The 15,309-nt window shown below is 64.7% G+C and carries 13 protein-coding genes; 6 read left to right on the top strand and 7 right to left on the bottom strand.

Going from position 1 to position 15,309, the window contains the following annotated elements; genetic code table 11:
- Nucleotides 1-288: 288 nt before the first annotated feature.
- Both RLO07_RS05980 and RLO07_RS05975 read right to left on the bottom strand, forming a co-directional pair.
- Complete coding sequence (locus RLO07_RS05980; protein WP_462291217.1) at nt 289-2,913, bottom strand: ATP-binding protein; 2,625 nt, start codon at nt 2,911-2,913, stop codon at nt 289-291.
- The gene (locus tag RLO07_RS05975; RefSeq protein ID WP_462291216.1) at nt 2,910-4,100 is read right to left on the bottom strand and encodes a metallophosphoesterase family protein; all 1,191 of its coding nucleotides are present in this window, start codon (nt 4,098-4,100) and stop codon (nt 2,910-2,912) included. The genes RLO07_RS05980 and RLO07_RS05975 overlap by 4 nt, the downstream gene beginning before the upstream one ends.
- 287 nt (nt 4,101-4,387) lie before the next feature.
- Between RLO07_RS05975 and RLO07_RS05970 the strand changes: the two genes are divergently transcribed.
- Nucleotides 4,388-4,837: a hypothetical protein gene (locus RLO07_RS05970; RefSeq protein WP_462291215.1), complete on the top strand. Its 450-nt coding sequence runs from the start codon at nt 4,388-4,390 to the stop codon at nt 4,835-4,837.
- A gap of 173 nt (nt 4,838-5,010) precedes the next feature.
- A complete protein-coding gene (locus RLO07_RS05965; protein WP_462291214.1) occupies nt 5,011-5,373 on the top strand; it encodes a hypothetical protein in 363 nt (120 codons plus the stop codon).
- 82 nt (nt 5,374-5,455) lie between these two features.
- On the opposite strand, the gene RLO07_RS05960 is transcribed toward RLO07_RS05965, so the two are convergent.
- Together RLO07_RS05960 and RLO07_RS05955 are read right to left on the bottom strand one after the other, a co-directional pair.
- A complete protein-coding gene (locus tag RLO07_RS05960; protein WP_462291213.1) occupies nt 5,456-5,755 on the bottom strand; it encodes a hypothetical protein in 300 nt (99 codons plus the stop codon).
- Nucleotides 5,756-6,013: 258 nt separating this feature from the next.
- Nucleotides 6,014-7,096: an ADP-ribosylglycohydrolase family protein gene (locus RLO07_RS05955; RefSeq protein WP_462291212.1), complete on the bottom strand. Its 1,083-nt coding sequence runs from the start codon at nt 7,094-7,096 to the stop codon at nt 6,014-6,016.
- 169 nt (nt 7,097-7,265) lie between these two features.
- Here RLO07_RS05955 and RLO07_RS05950 point away from each other — a divergent pair, with 169 nt between their 5' ends.
- Genes RLO07_RS05950 through RLO07_RS05940 form a run of 3 tightly spaced genes read left to right on the top strand, consistent with a single transcriptional unit; the run spans nt 7,266 to nt 11,397 of the window.
- On the top strand, nt 7,266-8,489 hold the full coding sequence (locus tag RLO07_RS05950) for an ATP-grasp domain-containing protein (RefSeq protein WP_462291211.1): 1,224 nt from the start codon (nt 7,266-7,268) through the stop codon (nt 8,487-8,489).
- Between the two features lie 12 nt (nt 8,490-8,501).
- The gene (locus RLO07_RS05945) at nt 8,502-10,514 is read left to right on the top strand and encodes a hypothetical protein (RefSeq protein WP_462291210.1); all 2,013 of its coding nucleotides are present in this window, start codon (nt 8,502-8,504) and stop codon (nt 10,512-10,514) included.
- The gene (locus RLO07_RS05940; RefSeq protein ID WP_462291209.1) at nt 10,507-11,397 is read left to right on the top strand and encodes a sterol desaturase family protein; all 891 of its coding nucleotides are present in this window, start codon (nt 10,507-10,509) and stop codon (nt 11,395-11,397) included. The genes RLO07_RS05945 and RLO07_RS05940 overlap by 8 nt, the downstream gene beginning before the upstream one ends.
- Here RLO07_RS05940 and RLO07_RS05935 read toward each other — a convergent pair.
- A complete protein-coding gene (locus RLO07_RS05935) occupies nt 11,381-12,802 on the bottom strand; it encodes a M20/M25/M40 family metallo-hydrolase (RefSeq protein WP_462291208.1) in 1,422 nt (473 codons plus the stop codon). The genes RLO07_RS05940 and RLO07_RS05935 overlap by 17 nt on opposite strands.
- 175 nt (nt 12,803-12,977) lie before the next feature.
- Between RLO07_RS05935 and RLO07_RS05930 the strand changes: the two genes are divergently transcribed.
- On the top strand, nt 12,978-14,606 hold the full coding sequence (locus RLO07_RS05930) for an ABC-F family ATPase (protein WP_462291207.1): 1,629 nt from the start codon (nt 12,978-12,980) through the stop codon (nt 14,604-14,606).
- Here RLO07_RS05930 and RLO07_RS05925 read toward each other — a convergent pair.
- Together RLO07_RS05925 and RLO07_RS05920 are read right to left on the bottom strand one after the other, a co-directional pair.
- Nucleotides 14,585-14,809, bottom strand: coding sequence for a hypothetical protein (locus tag RLO07_RS05925; protein ID WP_462291206.1), 225 nt, complete (start codon nt 14,807-14,809; stop codon nt 14,585-14,587). The two genes, RLO07_RS05930 and RLO07_RS05925, sit on opposite strands and share 22 nt — an antisense overlap.
- 3 nt (nt 14,810-14,812) lie before the next feature.
- Nucleotides 14,813-15,250: a hypothetical protein gene (locus RLO07_RS05920; protein WP_462291205.1), complete on the bottom strand. Its 438-nt coding sequence runs from the start codon at nt 15,248-15,250 to the stop codon at nt 14,813-14,815.
- Nucleotides 15,251-15,309 lie beyond the last annotated feature (59 nt).

The raw sequence follows: 15,309 nt of genomic DNA, 5'->3' as shown, positions 1-15,309 counted from the left end.
CGTAACGGAGTCATGACTTATCACCTCACTGGTTGAGTGAACGGCACAATGCCGTGTGATAAGTGTGGGATATTTTAGGGAGGTCAGCGTGGCGGAGGGCTGGCGGATGGAGCCACCGCGAAGCGGTTTAGTTCAACAGCTAATTATACGGACCGCGCCGTATAACATCGCGCCGACTAATCCCTGTACACCAGACAAGAAACACATATATTTCCCCTTACTTTCATCAGCTTATCGAGCCGGCGCACTCCAAAATCCACCCGAATTAACCCGCCAACCCATCACCACTCACAACCTCCTAACCCCCACCTCCCCCAAATACATAAACCGCCCCGGCGTACACGTCAGCACCACCACCTGCGCATCCCTGCCAGCCGCAGCAATCGCTGCGCCCATACTCTGCAGGCGGGTGGGATCGGAGAAGCCCAGGGCGTCGTCGATAATCACCGGCACGCCGCCCTCGTCGGCGACGATGCGGGCGGCGGCCAGGCGGGTGAGGATACCGAGCTGTTCCTTGGCGCCCACGCTGAGTGAGTCGAAGGGGACGGTCTGGCCGCTGCGGGTCACGCTGAGGATGGTCCAGTCCTCGTCCAGGGCGATGTCGAAGTCGCTGCCGAAGACGATCTTGCCCAGGTTCTGGATGCCTTCCCGCAGGGGGCGCACGTAGGCCTGGCGGGAGGCGTCGCGGTGTTGGTTGAGGGTCTCCCACAGCAGTTTGGCGGCAGCGGCGCGGCGCTCGGTGGCGGCGAGGGTGTCTTCGGCTTCCGCCAGGGCCTGCTCGGCGGCTTCCAGTTCTTCGAACAGGCCATTGGCCTGGGCGCGGTCCAGGCGGCTTTTGAGTACGGCCTGTTCCTGCTGCTGTTCGATAATGTCGCGCTCGGCGCGGCGCAGGGCGTGGCTGGCGTTGTCCAGTTGCAGCCTGGCGCTGTCCGGGTCTTCCGACTGTAGCTGGGCGCGCAGCTGTTCCAGTTCCGCGGTGATGGCCGCGAGCTGCTGTTCCCGGTCCGCTACCGCCTCTTCGAGGGTGGCGTCTGGTTCGGCCTCTATCGCTTGCGCCAGGCTGCTGCGCTTGTCTTCGAGCACGCTGGTAAGCGCATTCGCCTCAACACTGGCCTGTTGCTGTTTGGCCTGGGCGCGGGTGAGTTCGCCGCGCTGTGTTTCCAAGCGGCCGGCCTCTTGGTCCCGTTCGGATTCGCAGGCGTCCAGGGCTTCAGCGGCGGTCTCGAGCTGCTGTTTGGCTTCGTGCGCGCTGGCGGGCAGGGGCTGGTCCGGGTCGCGCTGTTGCAGGGCATCGTCGCAGGCCTGCTGCAGCCGCGTGTAATCCGCCTGCAGGGATTCTTCGTCCGCGCCCTGCAAGGTGTCTTCGATGCGCTCGCGCACGCTGCGCACGGTCTGTTCGGCATCCGCCCGCTGTTCGTCCTGAGCGATGGCCTGCTCCACTCTGCGCACCTGGAAGCGGGCCAGCAGGGCATCCAGTTCCTGCTGCCGGGCGTCCACTTCCGCCGCCAGTTCGCCGGCGGAGGCCGCGGGGGCGATGCTGATGCGCGCAAGCTCAGGGATCTCCAGCTGCAGGGTGGCCGCCACCTGCCGCTCCAGTGTTGCGCCCGGGCGCAGGCTGACCGCCTCATCATTCAACTGCCAGTCCAGCGCCTGCAGCGCCTCAATGGTGAGGCGGGTAGCGGCGTTGTCGCGGGTGCGGGTAGCGACGTCCAGGGCGCTGGCGGCAGCCTGGATCTCTTTGCGACCGGCGCTGGTGATATGGATGCCCGCGAGGGTCTCGCGCGCGGCAGCCAGTTCGCCGCGCTGGGCTTGCACTCTGGCCAGCAGCTGCTCAAGGCGGGCCAGCTCGGCGGCGTCCTGCAGGTAGGCGGCATCGCGGCGGGCCTGCTGCAGGGCATGTTGGAGGGCGCGGCGCTGGGTTTGCAATTCCTTCTGGGTGGCCTCGGCGGCCTGCACGGTGTGCTCCAGTTCTGCCACCTGCTCCGCCAGCGGCTGCAGCGCGGCCTGCTTCTGTTCCAGTTCCTGCGCCCGGCGGGCGATGTCTGCCACCGCTTGCTGGCGTTGCTGCCACTGATTGCGGGCGTGGACCAGCAGCTCCTGCAGGGGCTTGCCCTCTTCCTCCTTGGCGATCAGGCGGGACTGCAGGCCATCGATGGCCGCCCAGCGCTGCTCGTGCTGATCCTTGGCTGCCTGCAGTTCGGGCACGGCGCGCTGCAGGCGGGAAATCTCCGCGGAGACGCCTTCGAAACGGCGCAGGTCGTCTTCCAGTTCGCGCAGGGTGGTCTGCAGCTGCTGCACCTTCTCGTGATTTTTTTCCACGCGCTGCTGCTCGTCGCCGTAGCGCGGCTTGCCGGTCTTCAGGGTGAAGTAGCGCTCGTATTCGGCCTGCACGGCATCGAACAGGGCGCTTTCCTCGCCGCTGGCCCCGGCGCCGCCGGCGGCATTGTCCAGCGCCCGGGCCAGGCCGTCGGAGTCCGCCAGTTTGACGCCGCCGATCTCCTTGCCCTGCTCCACCAGCAGCGCGTCCCACAGGGCCATGTCCATATGGCCGCTGAGGATGTCCCAGGCGCGGTTGTGGGCATCGTCGCCGGTGAGCTGTTCCGCCCGGGGCGCGAGGATGCGCAGCTCGGTGCCGTGCTTGCGGTTGTAGGTTTTGCTGTAAGTGAAGTGGTAGTCGCAGCAGCGGACCTCGGCAGCGACGCTGCTGCCCACGTCCTCGCCCACGGGCTGCACGGCCTGTACTTCCTTTTTCTTCGAGCCGGACTTTTCCCGGAACAGCATGCGCAGGGCCTCCACCAGGGAGGACTTGCCGACCTCGTTGGGGCCCTCGATGAGGGTGACGCCGCTGTCGAATTCGATCTGGCTGGCGCTGACGCCGCGCCAGTTTTCCAGGGTGAGGGAAACAAGCTTCATGCGCCCCGCCCTCCCTGCTCGCTGCCGGGGCCCTTTGTTTCGCTGGCGGCGCTCCTTATAGCGCTGGCGGCGCCACCCGCCAGCCGGTACATCAGGCGCAGGGCATCGGTGGCGGTGTCGTCGCTGGCGGCGCGCTCCAACAGGGCTTTCCAGGTGGCGTCGGCGTAGCCGCTGAGGGCAATGGCGTTGTCGTCCAGGGCGTCGGGGATGACGGCGAGGTCCGTGGTGCGCGCGCGGCGCTTGAGGCTGGCGAAGAGGTGGGACTGCGCTTCCAGCAGGGCGTCCAGTTCCGCCGCCAGGGCCAGGTTGACGCTACCGGTAAAGCCGACCTTGAGCACGCTGCATTCCTTGCCACGGATGGCGTCCAGCCACTGGGCGAACGCGGCCAGGTCTTCCGGTCCGTTAATGTCCCGCTGTACCGCCTGGAAATCCCAGTACCCCGTGGTATGTGGCGTGAGCCGGCAGGTCTCGTGGTCCAGTTCCACCAGCAGGGCCTGATTCGGGTCCACTTCGTCGAAATCCGTCACCAGCGGGGTGCCGGAATAGCACAGGCGGCCGCTGGTGCCGACGTTGGTCAGGGAGTGGCGGTCGCCCAGGGCCACGTAGTGCACGCGGCCTTCTGCCAGTGCCTGTTCCAGCAGGGCCTGGCTGATGACGCCGGGCTGGCTGTGATCCGGTGACAGGGAATCCACCTGGCCGTGGCCGAGCAGAATGCGGGTGACGCCCGGGGCGGGTTCCAGGGTCTGCAGGGCTTTGGCGCAGAGGTCCGCCGCCGGGCGCTTGCTGAACCAGGGCGCGCCGACCACTTCCAGATTGGTCAGGCCCGGTACCGGGATCGGCGTGCTGTCGGTGACAACGATGAGGTGCTTTTTCGCTTCGGCACGAAAACGCTCGCTGCGGAAGATGGAGGAGGCATCCAGCGGGTCGTGGTTGCCGGGCAGCAGGAATACCGGCACCGGCACGGAGTTCAGCGCATCCAGGGCACGGCTCAGGGTCTGGGCCGAGAGCTGGTTGGACTCGAACACGTCCCCCGCCACCACCATGAACTGCGCATCGTGCTCCGCGGCCAGCTGCCCGAGGGCGCGGATGGCGTCGATGCGCGCCTGGCTATAGCGGGCCGCGGCTTCCTGGCTCAGGAAGGCCCGGGTCATGCCGATTTGCCAGTCGGATGTATGGATGAATTTCACGTCTTGTTATTTCCCCCAATCCTCGAAGTATGGGGGAAACCGCACCCCCTGCCTACGCACGCTGTGATTGACTTTGATGTGCATCACAGTACTGACGCCGCGGCGGGCTGGCCATGGTGGATGGCTGTACAGGTCGCGTTTTCAGGCAGGTGTGGGTTCGGGACGCGTTTTTAATGGGTCGGCTGGGCGGATTTGATCGATAAGCTGGACGGATTTGATGTACGGTTTTGGCGGCGGATTTGGGATGATTGGGCATGCTTGGCAGGCGCGGACAGGAGGGCTATGCTTTGGCAACACTGGCGTTTGATTCGTTGAAGTATGCCCGGCGTTTGAAGGACGCTGGCGTGCCGGAATCCCAGGCGGAGGTACAGGCGGAGCTGATGGCGGAAGCATTCGGGTTCTATGCGGACAACATCGTCACCAAGGAGTACTTGGATATCGCCCTGCGGGCGGCGTTTGCGGAGCAGGATGCGACGTTCGAGAAGCGGTTTGCTGCCATTGATCAGCGGTTTGCGAGTATTGATCAGCGATTTGTCGATATTGAGCACCAGCTCGGGGATCTGAAAACGGGCCTGAAAGTGGAACTGGAGACGATGATCACTACCCGCCTCAACCAGCAGGACGTCAAGCTCTCCTCCATCGAAGCCACCATGAACGGCAACTTCCGGGTGCTGTCAGCCTTGATGGGTGTGACACTGCTGGCGGTGGCGGTGCCGGCGATTCAGAGCGTTATGTGAGTACCCATCAATTCCGACCAGATCTCCGCGGAGATTTTGGCCGCATTTGATGGATCAAGGGGCTTGCTGACGCCCTGGGTGATGGGATCATCTCCGAACTTGGCTGGAATGGATGTACGCTCTTCCCGACATTTCAGGCATGGTTGGCACAGGCTCAGCAGGGAGGCTAAGCTATGGCAACACTGGCCTTTGATTCACTGAAGTATGCCCGGCGCCTGAAGGACTCGGGGGTTCCGGAATCGCAGGCGGAAGTGCAGGCGGAGCTAATGGCAGAAGCATTCGGGTTCTACGCGGACAACATCGTCACCAAGGATTACCTTGACAGCACCCTGCGTGCGGCGTTTGCGGAGCAGGATGCGAAGTTGGATAAGCGGTTTATCGCCGTGGAGTCCACGTTGACGGCTCGCCTCAACCAGCAGGACGTCAAACTCGCCTCCATAGAAGCGACCATGAGCGGCAACTTCCGGGTGCTGTCAGCCCTGATGGGCGTGACCCTGCTGGCGGTCGCGGTGCCGGCGATTCAGAGCGTGATGTGAGTGCCCATCAATTCCGATCAGATCTCCGCGGAGATTTTGGCCGTATTTGATGACTAACAGGGCAGTTACGTGAGCTGATTGGCTATCGCAGCCGCTGAAACCATTCCGCCACCGGCTTCATCGAGGTGTTCGAGCAGCTCAACGGCAGCCACCCCGGCGTCCGCAAGGGCCATGCCCGAGGCGTCTGTGCGGCGGGCAGCTTCACCCCCAGCAATTCCTCGGCCTGCTGCGCCTGAGCCAACAGATCCAGCAGGGTGAGGCGCCGCCGGAGGACCGCGCGAAGTACCTGCAGGCCAACCCGGAAGCCGCCCGCCAGGGCCGCTGGGTGCAGGATCGTGCACCCGCCGCGGAATACACCGCGGCCACCTACTTCGGGATCCACACCTTATGGCGGCGGGCAATGAGGGGCAGGAACTGGCCTTTCGCTGGCAGCTGCTGCCGGCGGCAGGCGAGCAGTTGTTGACCGAAACTGGGGAAACGCCTGTCGGGGCAGTAGGGGGGCGCGCACGGACAAGGTGAATGGCTGCGCAGCGCCCAGAGAGGGTGGCCTGGGCCAGTGCGCTCCTGCAATGGGATAAGAGGGCGGCGCAGCGACGATGGGATGGGCGGTAGGCGGTCGCGCACGGAGTGCGCTCCCACGCTAAAAAGCCGGATAACGCTGCAGCACCGCCTCATCCAGCTGCCAGTCGACGCAATCCAGCAGGTCATCGGCGACCTGGGTGATGACGTCGCGCAGTTCCAGCGGTTCCAGCAGTTCGGCGGGAATGTGCTCCACGCCCCACTGCACCCCCAGCAGGTTGCCCGTGATGGCGCCGGTGGAGTCGGAGTCGCCGTCGTGGTTGACGGCGATCACCAGAGCCTCGTGGAAATCGGTGGCCACCAGCGCGCAGTAGACGGAGATGGCCAGCGCCTCCTCGGCTATCCAGCCGCCACCCAGGCGGGCGATGGCCTCGTCGCAGGACGTATCAGTGGCCGCCAGGTCGGCCGCCTTATCCAGGGCGTTGATGGTTTCGTCGGCATCCATGCGCTCGCTCAGGCAATCCAGCGCCACATCCAGGGCATCGCTCATGTCGCCGCCGTCGCGCAGCACGGTCACCATGGCTGCCAGCGCGCCGCCAGCGAGCCAACCCGTGGGATGGCCGTGGGTCAGGGCGGCAAATTCGCAACCCAGGTCGAAGGCTTCCTGCGCGGAATCCGCAAACAGCCCCGCCGGCGCCACCCGCATCACGCCGCCGCAGCCCTTGCTGTCGTTCATTGCGGGTTCGCCGGGCACGCGGGTATTGCGCAGGGCGCTGAGGCAGGTGTTCCCCGGTGCGCGGGCACTGTGCAGCGCGTCCACTTCGTACAGCCAGCCCGCGTCCGGATGCAGGGGGTCCAGGTCGAAGACATTGTGCTGGCCCTGGGTCAGCAACCAGCGCTGGTAGGCCCAGGCGGTGACACTGGGGTACTCGATCAGACCGCTGTCGCGGTAGCGCATCAGGCCGCGGATCAGGCCCTCGGCGGTGAACAGGGTCATCTGGGTATCGTCGGTGATGGCGCAGGGCTGACCGTAGGCCGGTGCATAGAGGCGAATGCCGTCGCCACCGAAGCGCTTGAGGATCTCGCTGCGGCTGTGGAATTCCACCGCCGCACCCAGCGCATCACCCGCCGCGCCGCCCAGCAGGCAACCGCGAAAGCGGCTGCGGAGGTCGGGCTCAGTGCTGGCAAGCAGGTCCATTTCCATCGACAATTACCCTTGTTTTACCGGGGCCGCCAGCATAGCCAAAAGCCGCACCGGGCAACACCCCAAATGAGATATCAGCTCAGATCGTGTATGATGGTGGTGTTTTCGCCGGGTTTGTCTTCAATTCACTTCTGCAAACCCTTCACTTCGCCGAACTCTGGAGGCGCACATGGACAAAGATCCGCAAAAGGGTTACCTCGCCCTGCTGGGCTGGAGCCTGAACGCAGTGGAAGCTGCCGAGAAATTCAACCGTCGCTACGTTGTCGTGGCACCCGACTGGGCGGAAGCGTATTGCAAGGAACACGACATTCCCTACCTGCCCTGGAATTTCGAGCGCCTCAATGACCGCTCGCTGGAAATCGCCGAGACCCTGAAAGACATGGGGGTCGATGTCGCCATTCCCATGTTCGAGGAAACCGTGGAATGGGCCGGCGCCATCAACTCGGTGCTGCTGGGCAATCCGCACCTGTACGGCCAGTCCCTGCTGTTGCGCGACAAGTCGCTGATGAAGCGCCGGGCCCAGCTCGGTGGTATCCGGGTGGGTATCTTCGAGGAGGCGCACGACAAGGCCGACGTGATCCGCTTCCTGAAGCGCGTCAACCAGACCCTGCTGAAGCTGGACGGCGACCCCAATGACCCCATCCACCTCAAGGCCTTCGACAAGGCCGGTTGTCTCGGCCACCGCGTGATCCGCACACCGGACGAAGTGGATTCCATCCCCGACGAGGAATTCCCGGTGCTGATGGAGTCGCACCTGGATGGCTGGGAGTTTGCCGTCGAGGCCTGGATACACAACGGCAAGATCGCCTTCCTCAACATCTCCGAGTACGTCACCCTGGGCTATTCGGTGTTTGTGCCGGCGTCACCGGAACTGGAATCCTACCGGGAGCAAATCACCGCTCAGATCAAGAAGCTGATCAAGACCTTCGATATTGAATTTGGCCTTATCCACCCGGAATACTTCGTCACCAGTGACGGCGAGATGTACTTTGGCGAGGTTGCCTACCGGCCGCCCGGCTTCAAGGTATTCGAGCTGCTGGAGCGAGTCTACGGTTTCAACGCCTACCAGGCGACAATGCTGGTATTCGACCCCAAAACCACCACGGATGAAGTGGCCGCCTTCTTTCCCCGCGAAATCGAGGATGCCAATGGCTACGCCGGCTGCTTCGGGGTCTATCCCCGCCGGCGGGTGGTCAGCAAACTGGAAATTCCCGAGGAAGTGGAAGATCATCCCTACTTTGAATCCCACGAGCTGACTTCACCACTGGAAGAAACCGTGACCAAACGCACCGCCTTCGGTACGCACTGGGGCCTGGTGTACTTCAAGGGCCCGGATCCGCAACAGCTGCGCGATCTGCTCAAGCATCAGGAAGATGTGGATTACTATGTATAGATTAGCGCGGTATTGGAATTGACCGGGGATAACGACAAACTTGCAGGCCTGCTGGCGCATCTGGACGAGGCCACTGCCCTGCTGGCCTCGGCGCCGGAGTTCGCCAAGCCGGGCAAGCTGCCGCGAGTGCTGGACACCGCGCGCCGGGTAATGTTGCAACCGGGCGGCTGTGCCGCCGTGGCAACCCGGGCCCGGGCCATCGACGAAGCCGGTATTTTTGCCGGCTCCGACTGGGCCACGCCGCAGATCCTGGTGCCGGCGCTGACGCCTCATTCCCTCGGCAGTGCCGATGCCAACATCGTCGTGATCGAGGCGCTGAGTGAACTGCGTCTGCTGGCCATAGCGCATGGAGAATATCCGCACCCGCTGATTTCCGCGGAGCAGGCCCATCACTATCTGACCCAGGTGATTGCCATCAACCTGACCCTGCTGTTTGGCCCGGCGACCGAAGCCGAGCGGGAAACCCAGGGGCGGTTGGCGCAGCTGCCACGCAATCTGTTCCAGTACCTCACCGAGCGTATTGGTTATGAGCATGTGATCGACCAGCTGATCGACGAGATCTGGCGCATCCTGGAACAGCGCCCGATCCAGGTCGATGCGGTCAAGAGCATGATCACGCAAATTGCCAGCTGCCAGGCAAACCCGGACATCGACCTCGGTGCCAGCGGCCAGGGCGCCAATCGCCTGGTGAGCTCCCTGTTCAGCCCTACCCGGGGCTGCCAGGAGGATCCCGGTGTCGCCGAGTACCGGGAACGCCTGGCCAGCATGGACCCCTCCGCCCTGCACAGTGAGGCGATCGGTTTTGCCCGCGCCATGCACGACACCGGCCTGGTGTCGCCCTACCACCCGGTACTGCTGCGTTTCCTGCTGGATCAAGGTGAACATTTTCTGGCCGAGGCGCTGGGTCTGTCGGCGACCGGGCGCGACTGCCTGCTCTGCTACCGCGACCTGGTTCAGGCATTGATCCGCGCCTGTGTGCATCCACCCACGGCACAGGCGATCTACGGCCTGGCCTTGCTGTTGGAGCGCGGCATCCTCTACCAGCCTTCCATGGCCCCGGCGCTGCAGCGCCAGCTGGGCCTGGAGCTGTCCGACTGGTCGCAACAGCGCCTGACCCTGGCCTTTGGCGACACCGTGTCCCCCCGGGCGCGGCTGCTGGAAGGTGTGCTGTGCATGCTGGGCCAGCCCCTCGGCGTGGGCCAGGGCAACAATCCCACCTGCCAGTCGGCCCGGGCGCTGTCGATGTGGGCCTACAGCGACCCGGACTATCTGCTGCAGATGGTGGCCTGGGCGGCGCGGGATGACGAGATCATCATGCATTTCGAGGGGCAGTCGATTTCCTCCCTGGAAAGCGCCGGCGGTGTCGCCACCAGCCTGCCCCTGGACCTGGATCCGGTGTCCCTGCTGGTGGTGCCGCACCTGGATCGCATTTATGCGGAAATGGGCCGGCGCTGCATCGGCCGCGAGGGCGACCCGCACCGCTGGGTCAACCCCGAGTTTCACGGCTGGTGGTCCGGGCGCGGCTTCCGTATCAACGTCGATGTCGCCACCGGGCATCTGGAGGATCTCGACGCCTTCCTGCGCCATTTCTACGCCAGCTATCATCCCTACTACAACGGTGAGCTGCCGCTGATCCACCCCCAGCCTGCCGGCATCGCTGTTACCGACAGTGCCGCCCGCTTCATCGGCTGGCACGCCATCAGCCTGCTGCGGGTGAACATTGATCCATCAGACGTAATGCGGCTATATTTTTACAATCCCAACAATGACAGCGGCCAGGACTGGGGCGATGGCATCAGGGTGAGCACGGCGGGCAATGGCGAGCGCTTCGGGGAGTCTTCCCTGCCCTTCGAGGAGTTCGCTTCGCGGCTGTACATTTTCCACTACGATCCACTGGAACGAGGGGAGCTGGCACAGGTGGCACAGGAAGAACTGGACCGGGTGATCGCCAGGATTCACCACAGCTGGGGCGCGGACCGCATCCCGGCGGCCGAAATGCAAGCGAGCGAAGGCCCCCTTGGTTGAAGAGCTCCTGCAGGACGACCTCAGCCTGCTGGCGGTGCCGCTGTATCTGGCGGCCATCCTGGCGGAAGCCCTGTATTCCCGCCGCCACCACCTCAACCGCTATCGCCTGACCGACACCCTCGCCTCCCTGTCGATGCTGGTGGCCTCCGGTATCGTGGAGCTGCTGCCACGTCTGCTGGCGCTGGCAATCTTCTTCCAGCTGCATGAGCTGAGTCCACTCAAGGACGTGATCGGCCGCCAGTGGTGGGCCTGGCTGCTGCTGTTCCTGCTGGACGATTTCACCTACTACTGGTTCCACCGCGCCAACCACGAGGTGCGACTGCTGTGGGCCGGGCACGTCAATCACCACTCATCGCAGTATCTGAATTTCGGCACGGCCCTGCGCCAGGGTGTGGGCGAGCGGCTGCACAAGTTCCTGTTCTGGCTGTGGCTGCCGCTGCTGGGCTTTGACCCGGCGATGATCATCACCGTGATCGGCATCAACCTGTTCTACCAGTTCTGGATCCACACCCAGGCGGTGGGCAAGCTGCACCCCTGGATCGAGGCCGTGTTTAATACCCCCTCCCACCACCGGGTGCACCACGGCTCCAACGTGCGCTACCTGGACCGCAACCACGGCGGCGTGCTGATCATCTGGGACCGGCTGTTCGGCACCTTCAGTGAAGAGCGGGATGACGAGCCCGTGGTCTACGGGCTGACCACCAATATTGACTCCGACAACCCCTGGACCGTGCTCAGCCACGAGTACCGCGCCATCGGCCGCGACCTGCGCCGGGCCGGGACCTGGGGCGAGCGCCTGCGCTACCTGCTGCTGGCGCCCGGCTGGTCCCACGACGGGCCGGACAAGCGGGCGTCGGTATTGCGGCTCAACGCCGGAAATTGACCGTGCTGTCCGCCGCCAGCCAGGCGAATACCACATAGGCCGCGACATTCTGGTCCAGCGCCACCGGGTCGATCTTGTCCAGGGTGTCGTCGTGGGTGTGGTGCAGGTCGAAGTAGTCCATGCCGTTTTGCACCAGCCGCAGCGACGGCAGCCCCGCCTCCACCATCGGCACCAGGTCCGGCCCGGAGCCGGCCTTGTCCATGCTCCCCGGGGCCACACCCAGCGGCGCCAGCAGCTCGCTCATGATATCCACCACCGCCTGCCCCGCCGGCGACACCTGCGCCGTCAGTTGCCAGATCCGCTCGGCGCCAAAATCGCTCTCGGTGCCAATGATATGCTGCGGGAGCTGCTCCCGGTGTGCCCGCAGATACTCGTAGCCGCCCAGCAGGCCGACCTCCTCCGCGCCCCAGAGAATCAGGCGCAGGGTGCGCCGGGGCCGCTGGCCGCTGTCGAGGATCAGCTTCGCCGCGGCAGTGGTGATGGCCACGCCGGCGCCGTCGTCGATGGCCCCGGTGCCCAGGTCCCAGCTGTCCAGGTGGCCGCCGATGATGACAATTTCCTCCGGGCGTTCGCGACCGACAATCTCGGCGATCACGTTGCCACTGGGTGCCTCGCTGCTGGCCTGTGGGCTCATTGCCAGGTGCACGCGCATGGGCTGGCCGCGACGGACCACCCGCTCAATCTGGTCGGCGTCAGGGTTGGACAGGGCGGCGGCCGGAATCCGGGGGACGCCCTCGGCGTAGCGCATCTGCCCGGTGTGGGGGAAACGGTGGCTGTCAGTGCCGATGGAGCGGATCAAAATCGCAACGGCCCCCTTCTCCGCCGCCACGCTGGCGCCGACCCGGCGCAGGGTTCCGTAGAAGCCGTAGCTGGACCCGTCCTGGGTACGCTGCATGGCGTGGCTGACGTAGGCGATCTTGCCGTCGAGACTGCCGGGGGCGGTGGCACGCAGGGCGGCGAGACTCTCGAAGGGCACCAGTTCCGCCTCCAGGCCGTCCCCGGGGGTACCCACGGATCCACCCAGACCAGTGATTTCCAGCGGCTGCGGGAACGGCGCCAGCAACACCGCGCGCTCCTCGCCGCGCTCCCAGCCGGGGATGGTAAACGGCTCCACCCGCACGTTCTCGAAGCCCATGGCGCGCAGGCGCTGCACGGCCCAGTCCCGGGCCCGTGCTTCGGCCTCGGTGCCGGCAAGCCGCGGCCCGACCTCGGTGGTCAGCGCCTCGACCATGTCCCAGGCGAGCGAGCCGTCCAGAGCCTGGTCCCGCAGCCCACGTGCGTGCGCAATGCTGGCGGGACTCAGCCCGGTGGCAGTGTCCCTGGCGGCATCTGCTGCGGCGCCAGTGGCCGTCAACAGCAGGGCGGCGACGAGCAGTCGTCGTGCTCGGGCAATCGTAACAAACATGGCATCTCCACCTGTTGGGTCGCTGCAGCAATGTGTGACCATTATCCCGCAGGTAGAAAAGGTCTGAAATCCCCCGCAGGCCAAAACTCGACTCGGCCTCCCGTACTCTGTATAGTCCGCGGCCTGCCGCGGTATAAAACCTCGCTCCACCCATCTTCCCCTCAGGTACACCACAGTGATCAGCGCAGCAAACGTCACCATGCAATTTGGCGCCAAGCCCTTGTTCGAAAACATTTCCGTCAAGTTCGGCGACGGCAACCGCTACGGCCTCATCGGCGCCAATGGTTGCGGCAAGTCGACCCTGATGAAGATCCTCGATGGCAGCCTGGCGCCCAGCGCCGGCAACGTGTCGATCTCGCCCAATGAGCGTATCGGCAAGCTGAGCCAGGATCAGTTCGCCTTCGAGCAGTATTCCGTGATCGACGCCGTGATCATGGGCCACGCCGAACTGTGGGCGGTAAAGCAGGAGCGCGACCGTATCTACGGCCTGGCGGAGATGTCCGACGAGGACGGGATGCAGGTCGCGGAGCTGGAAACACACTTCGCCGAGATGGATGGCTACACTGCGGAGAGCCGCGCCGGCGAGATCCTGCTGGGCGCCGGCATCGGCACGGAACTGCACTTCGGCCCCATGAGCGAAGTCGCGCCGGGCCTGAAGCTGCGGGTGCTGCTGGCCCAGGCCCTGTTCTCCGACCCGGATATCCTGCTGCTGGACGAGCCCACCAACAACCTCGATATCAACACCATTCGCTGGCTGGAAGGGGTGCTGAATGCGCGCAAGAGCACCATGGTGATCATCTCCCACGACCGCCACTTCCTCAACGCCACCTGCACCCACATGGCGGACATCGACTATGGCGAGCTGCGCGTTTATCCCGGCAACTACGACGATTTCATGACCGCCTCGACCATGGCCCGCGAGCGCCTGCACTCGGAAAACGCAAAGAAGTCGGCCCAGATCGCCGACCTGCAGCAGTTCGTCAGCCGCTTCTCCGCCAACGCCTCCAAGGCCAAACAGGCCACCTCGCGAGCCAAGCAGCTCGACAAGATCAAGCTGGACGAGATCAAGGCCTCCAGCCGGCAGAGTCCGTACATCCGCTTCCGCCAGGACAAGAAGCTGCACCGCCAGGCCCTGGTGCTGGAAAACCTCGGCCACGGCTACGACGGGGAAACACTGTTCAGCGGTGCCAACCTGCTGCTGGATGCGGGCACGCGGCTGGCGATCATTGGCGAGAACGGCGCCGGCAAGACCACCTTCCTGCGCTGCCTGCTCAACGAACTGCAGCCCGTCGCCGGCAAGGTCAAGTGGGCCGAGAACGCCACCGTCGCCTACTGCCCCCAGGACAGCACCGCGGAGTTCGACAGCGACCTGAACCTGTTCGACTGGATGTGCCAGTGGCGCAAGCCCCACCACGACGACCAGATCGTCCGCGCCACCCTGGGGAAACTGCTGTTTTCATCCGACGACTTCAAGAAGAAGGCACGGGTCTGCTCCGGCGGCGAGAAAAACCGCCTGCTGTTTGGCAAGATGATGATGACTGACGCCAACGTGATGATCCTCGACGAGCCCACCAACCACCTGGACATGGAGGCCATCGAGGCGCTCAACCTGGCACTGGAGCACTACGACGGCACGCTGATTTTTGTCAGCCACGACCGCGAATTCGTCTCCTCGCTCGCCACCCGGGTGATCGAGATCAAGGGCCGCGAGCTGGTCGATTTCCGGGGCACCTACGAGGAGTATCTGCTGGAAACGGACGCGGACGAGGTGCCGGGGCGGAGTTATGCCTCTGCGGGGGGCTGAGACTCGCGCCGCCGCTCCGCAGCCATCCTGAGGCAGTCCTTCACCGCCTCCCGCACCAGGTCCCTGGACTGCCCGTTGAGACAGCGCAGCTCGCAGGCCACCAGCCGGTGGTCGCGCAAGAGTCGCCGCAGAACCTCACAGGGCAGTTCCAGCTGGACCATCTCCGGCGGTGGCGCAGGTGGCTTTCCAGTGGCGGCCGTCACGGATCAATGCACCGTGGTGCCGAGGGTTTCCAGAACCATTGAGTTTGTGCCCTGGGCATCGGCCAGGGACAGACGCTGGCAGCATTCAAGCACCAGCCGCTTGTCGGCGCCGTCGGCCATAAGCGCCTCCAGGCGAGCATGACATCCGGCCAGTAAGCCGCGGACAAGCCCCGCCTGTCGCAATGCCGGTAGCGTCTGCCGCAGCAGGACCGCTGAATCGGTAAAGCACCTGAGATCCTGTTCCGAGCGGCAGCCGTGCAGCACCAGCAACGCTTCCGCGGCCTCCAGCGCGCAGCCGGCCGCGGCGATCGACTGTTCCGTCGCCCCTCGCTGTCTGAATTCCAACGCCTTGCTGTGGCTCAGCTCCCAGCTGGACCGGGCCCGGGACGGGTCCGTCTCGATCAGGGAGCGGTGATGGGGACAAAGAAAACGCAAACGCATGAGCTGGCTCCGTAACGGGATACGCCCACACTTTAATGCGAATGGTTATCGTTTGCAAT

It is taken from the genome of Haliea sp. (genome assembly GCF_040221975.1).
GTDB lineage: Bacteria > Pseudomonadota > Gammaproteobacteria > Pseudomonadales > Halieaceae > Haliea.
This window is presented reverse-complemented; position numbering and strand designations above follow the sequence as displayed.

Excerpts from the sequence above, each read along its gene's own strand:
- RLO07_RS05950 (WP_462291211.1), top strand. The coding sequence starts at position 7,266 with ATGGACAAAGATCCGCAAAAGGGTTACCTCGCCCTGCTGGGCTGGAGC.
- RLO07_RS05935 (WP_462291208.1), bottom strand. The coding sequence starts at position 12,802 with ATGTTTGTTACGATTGCCCGAGCACGACGACTGCTCGTCGCCGCCCTG.
- RLO07_RS05980 (WP_462291217.1), bottom strand. The coding sequence starts at position 2,913 with ATGAAGCTTGTTTCCCTCACCCTGGAAAACTGGCGCGGCGTCAGCGCC.
- RLO07_RS05920 (WP_462291205.1), bottom strand. The coding sequence starts at position 15,250 with ATGCGTTTGCGTTTTCTTTGTCCCCATCACCGCTCCCTGATCGAGACG.
- RLO07_RS05965 (WP_462291214.1), top strand. The coding sequence starts at position 5,011 with ATGGCAACACTGGCCTTTGATTCACTGAAGTATGCCCGGCGCCTGAAG.
- RLO07_RS05955 (WP_462291212.1), bottom strand. The coding sequence starts at position 7,096 with ATGGAAATGGACCTGCTTGCCAGCACTGAGCCCGACCTCCGCAGCCGC.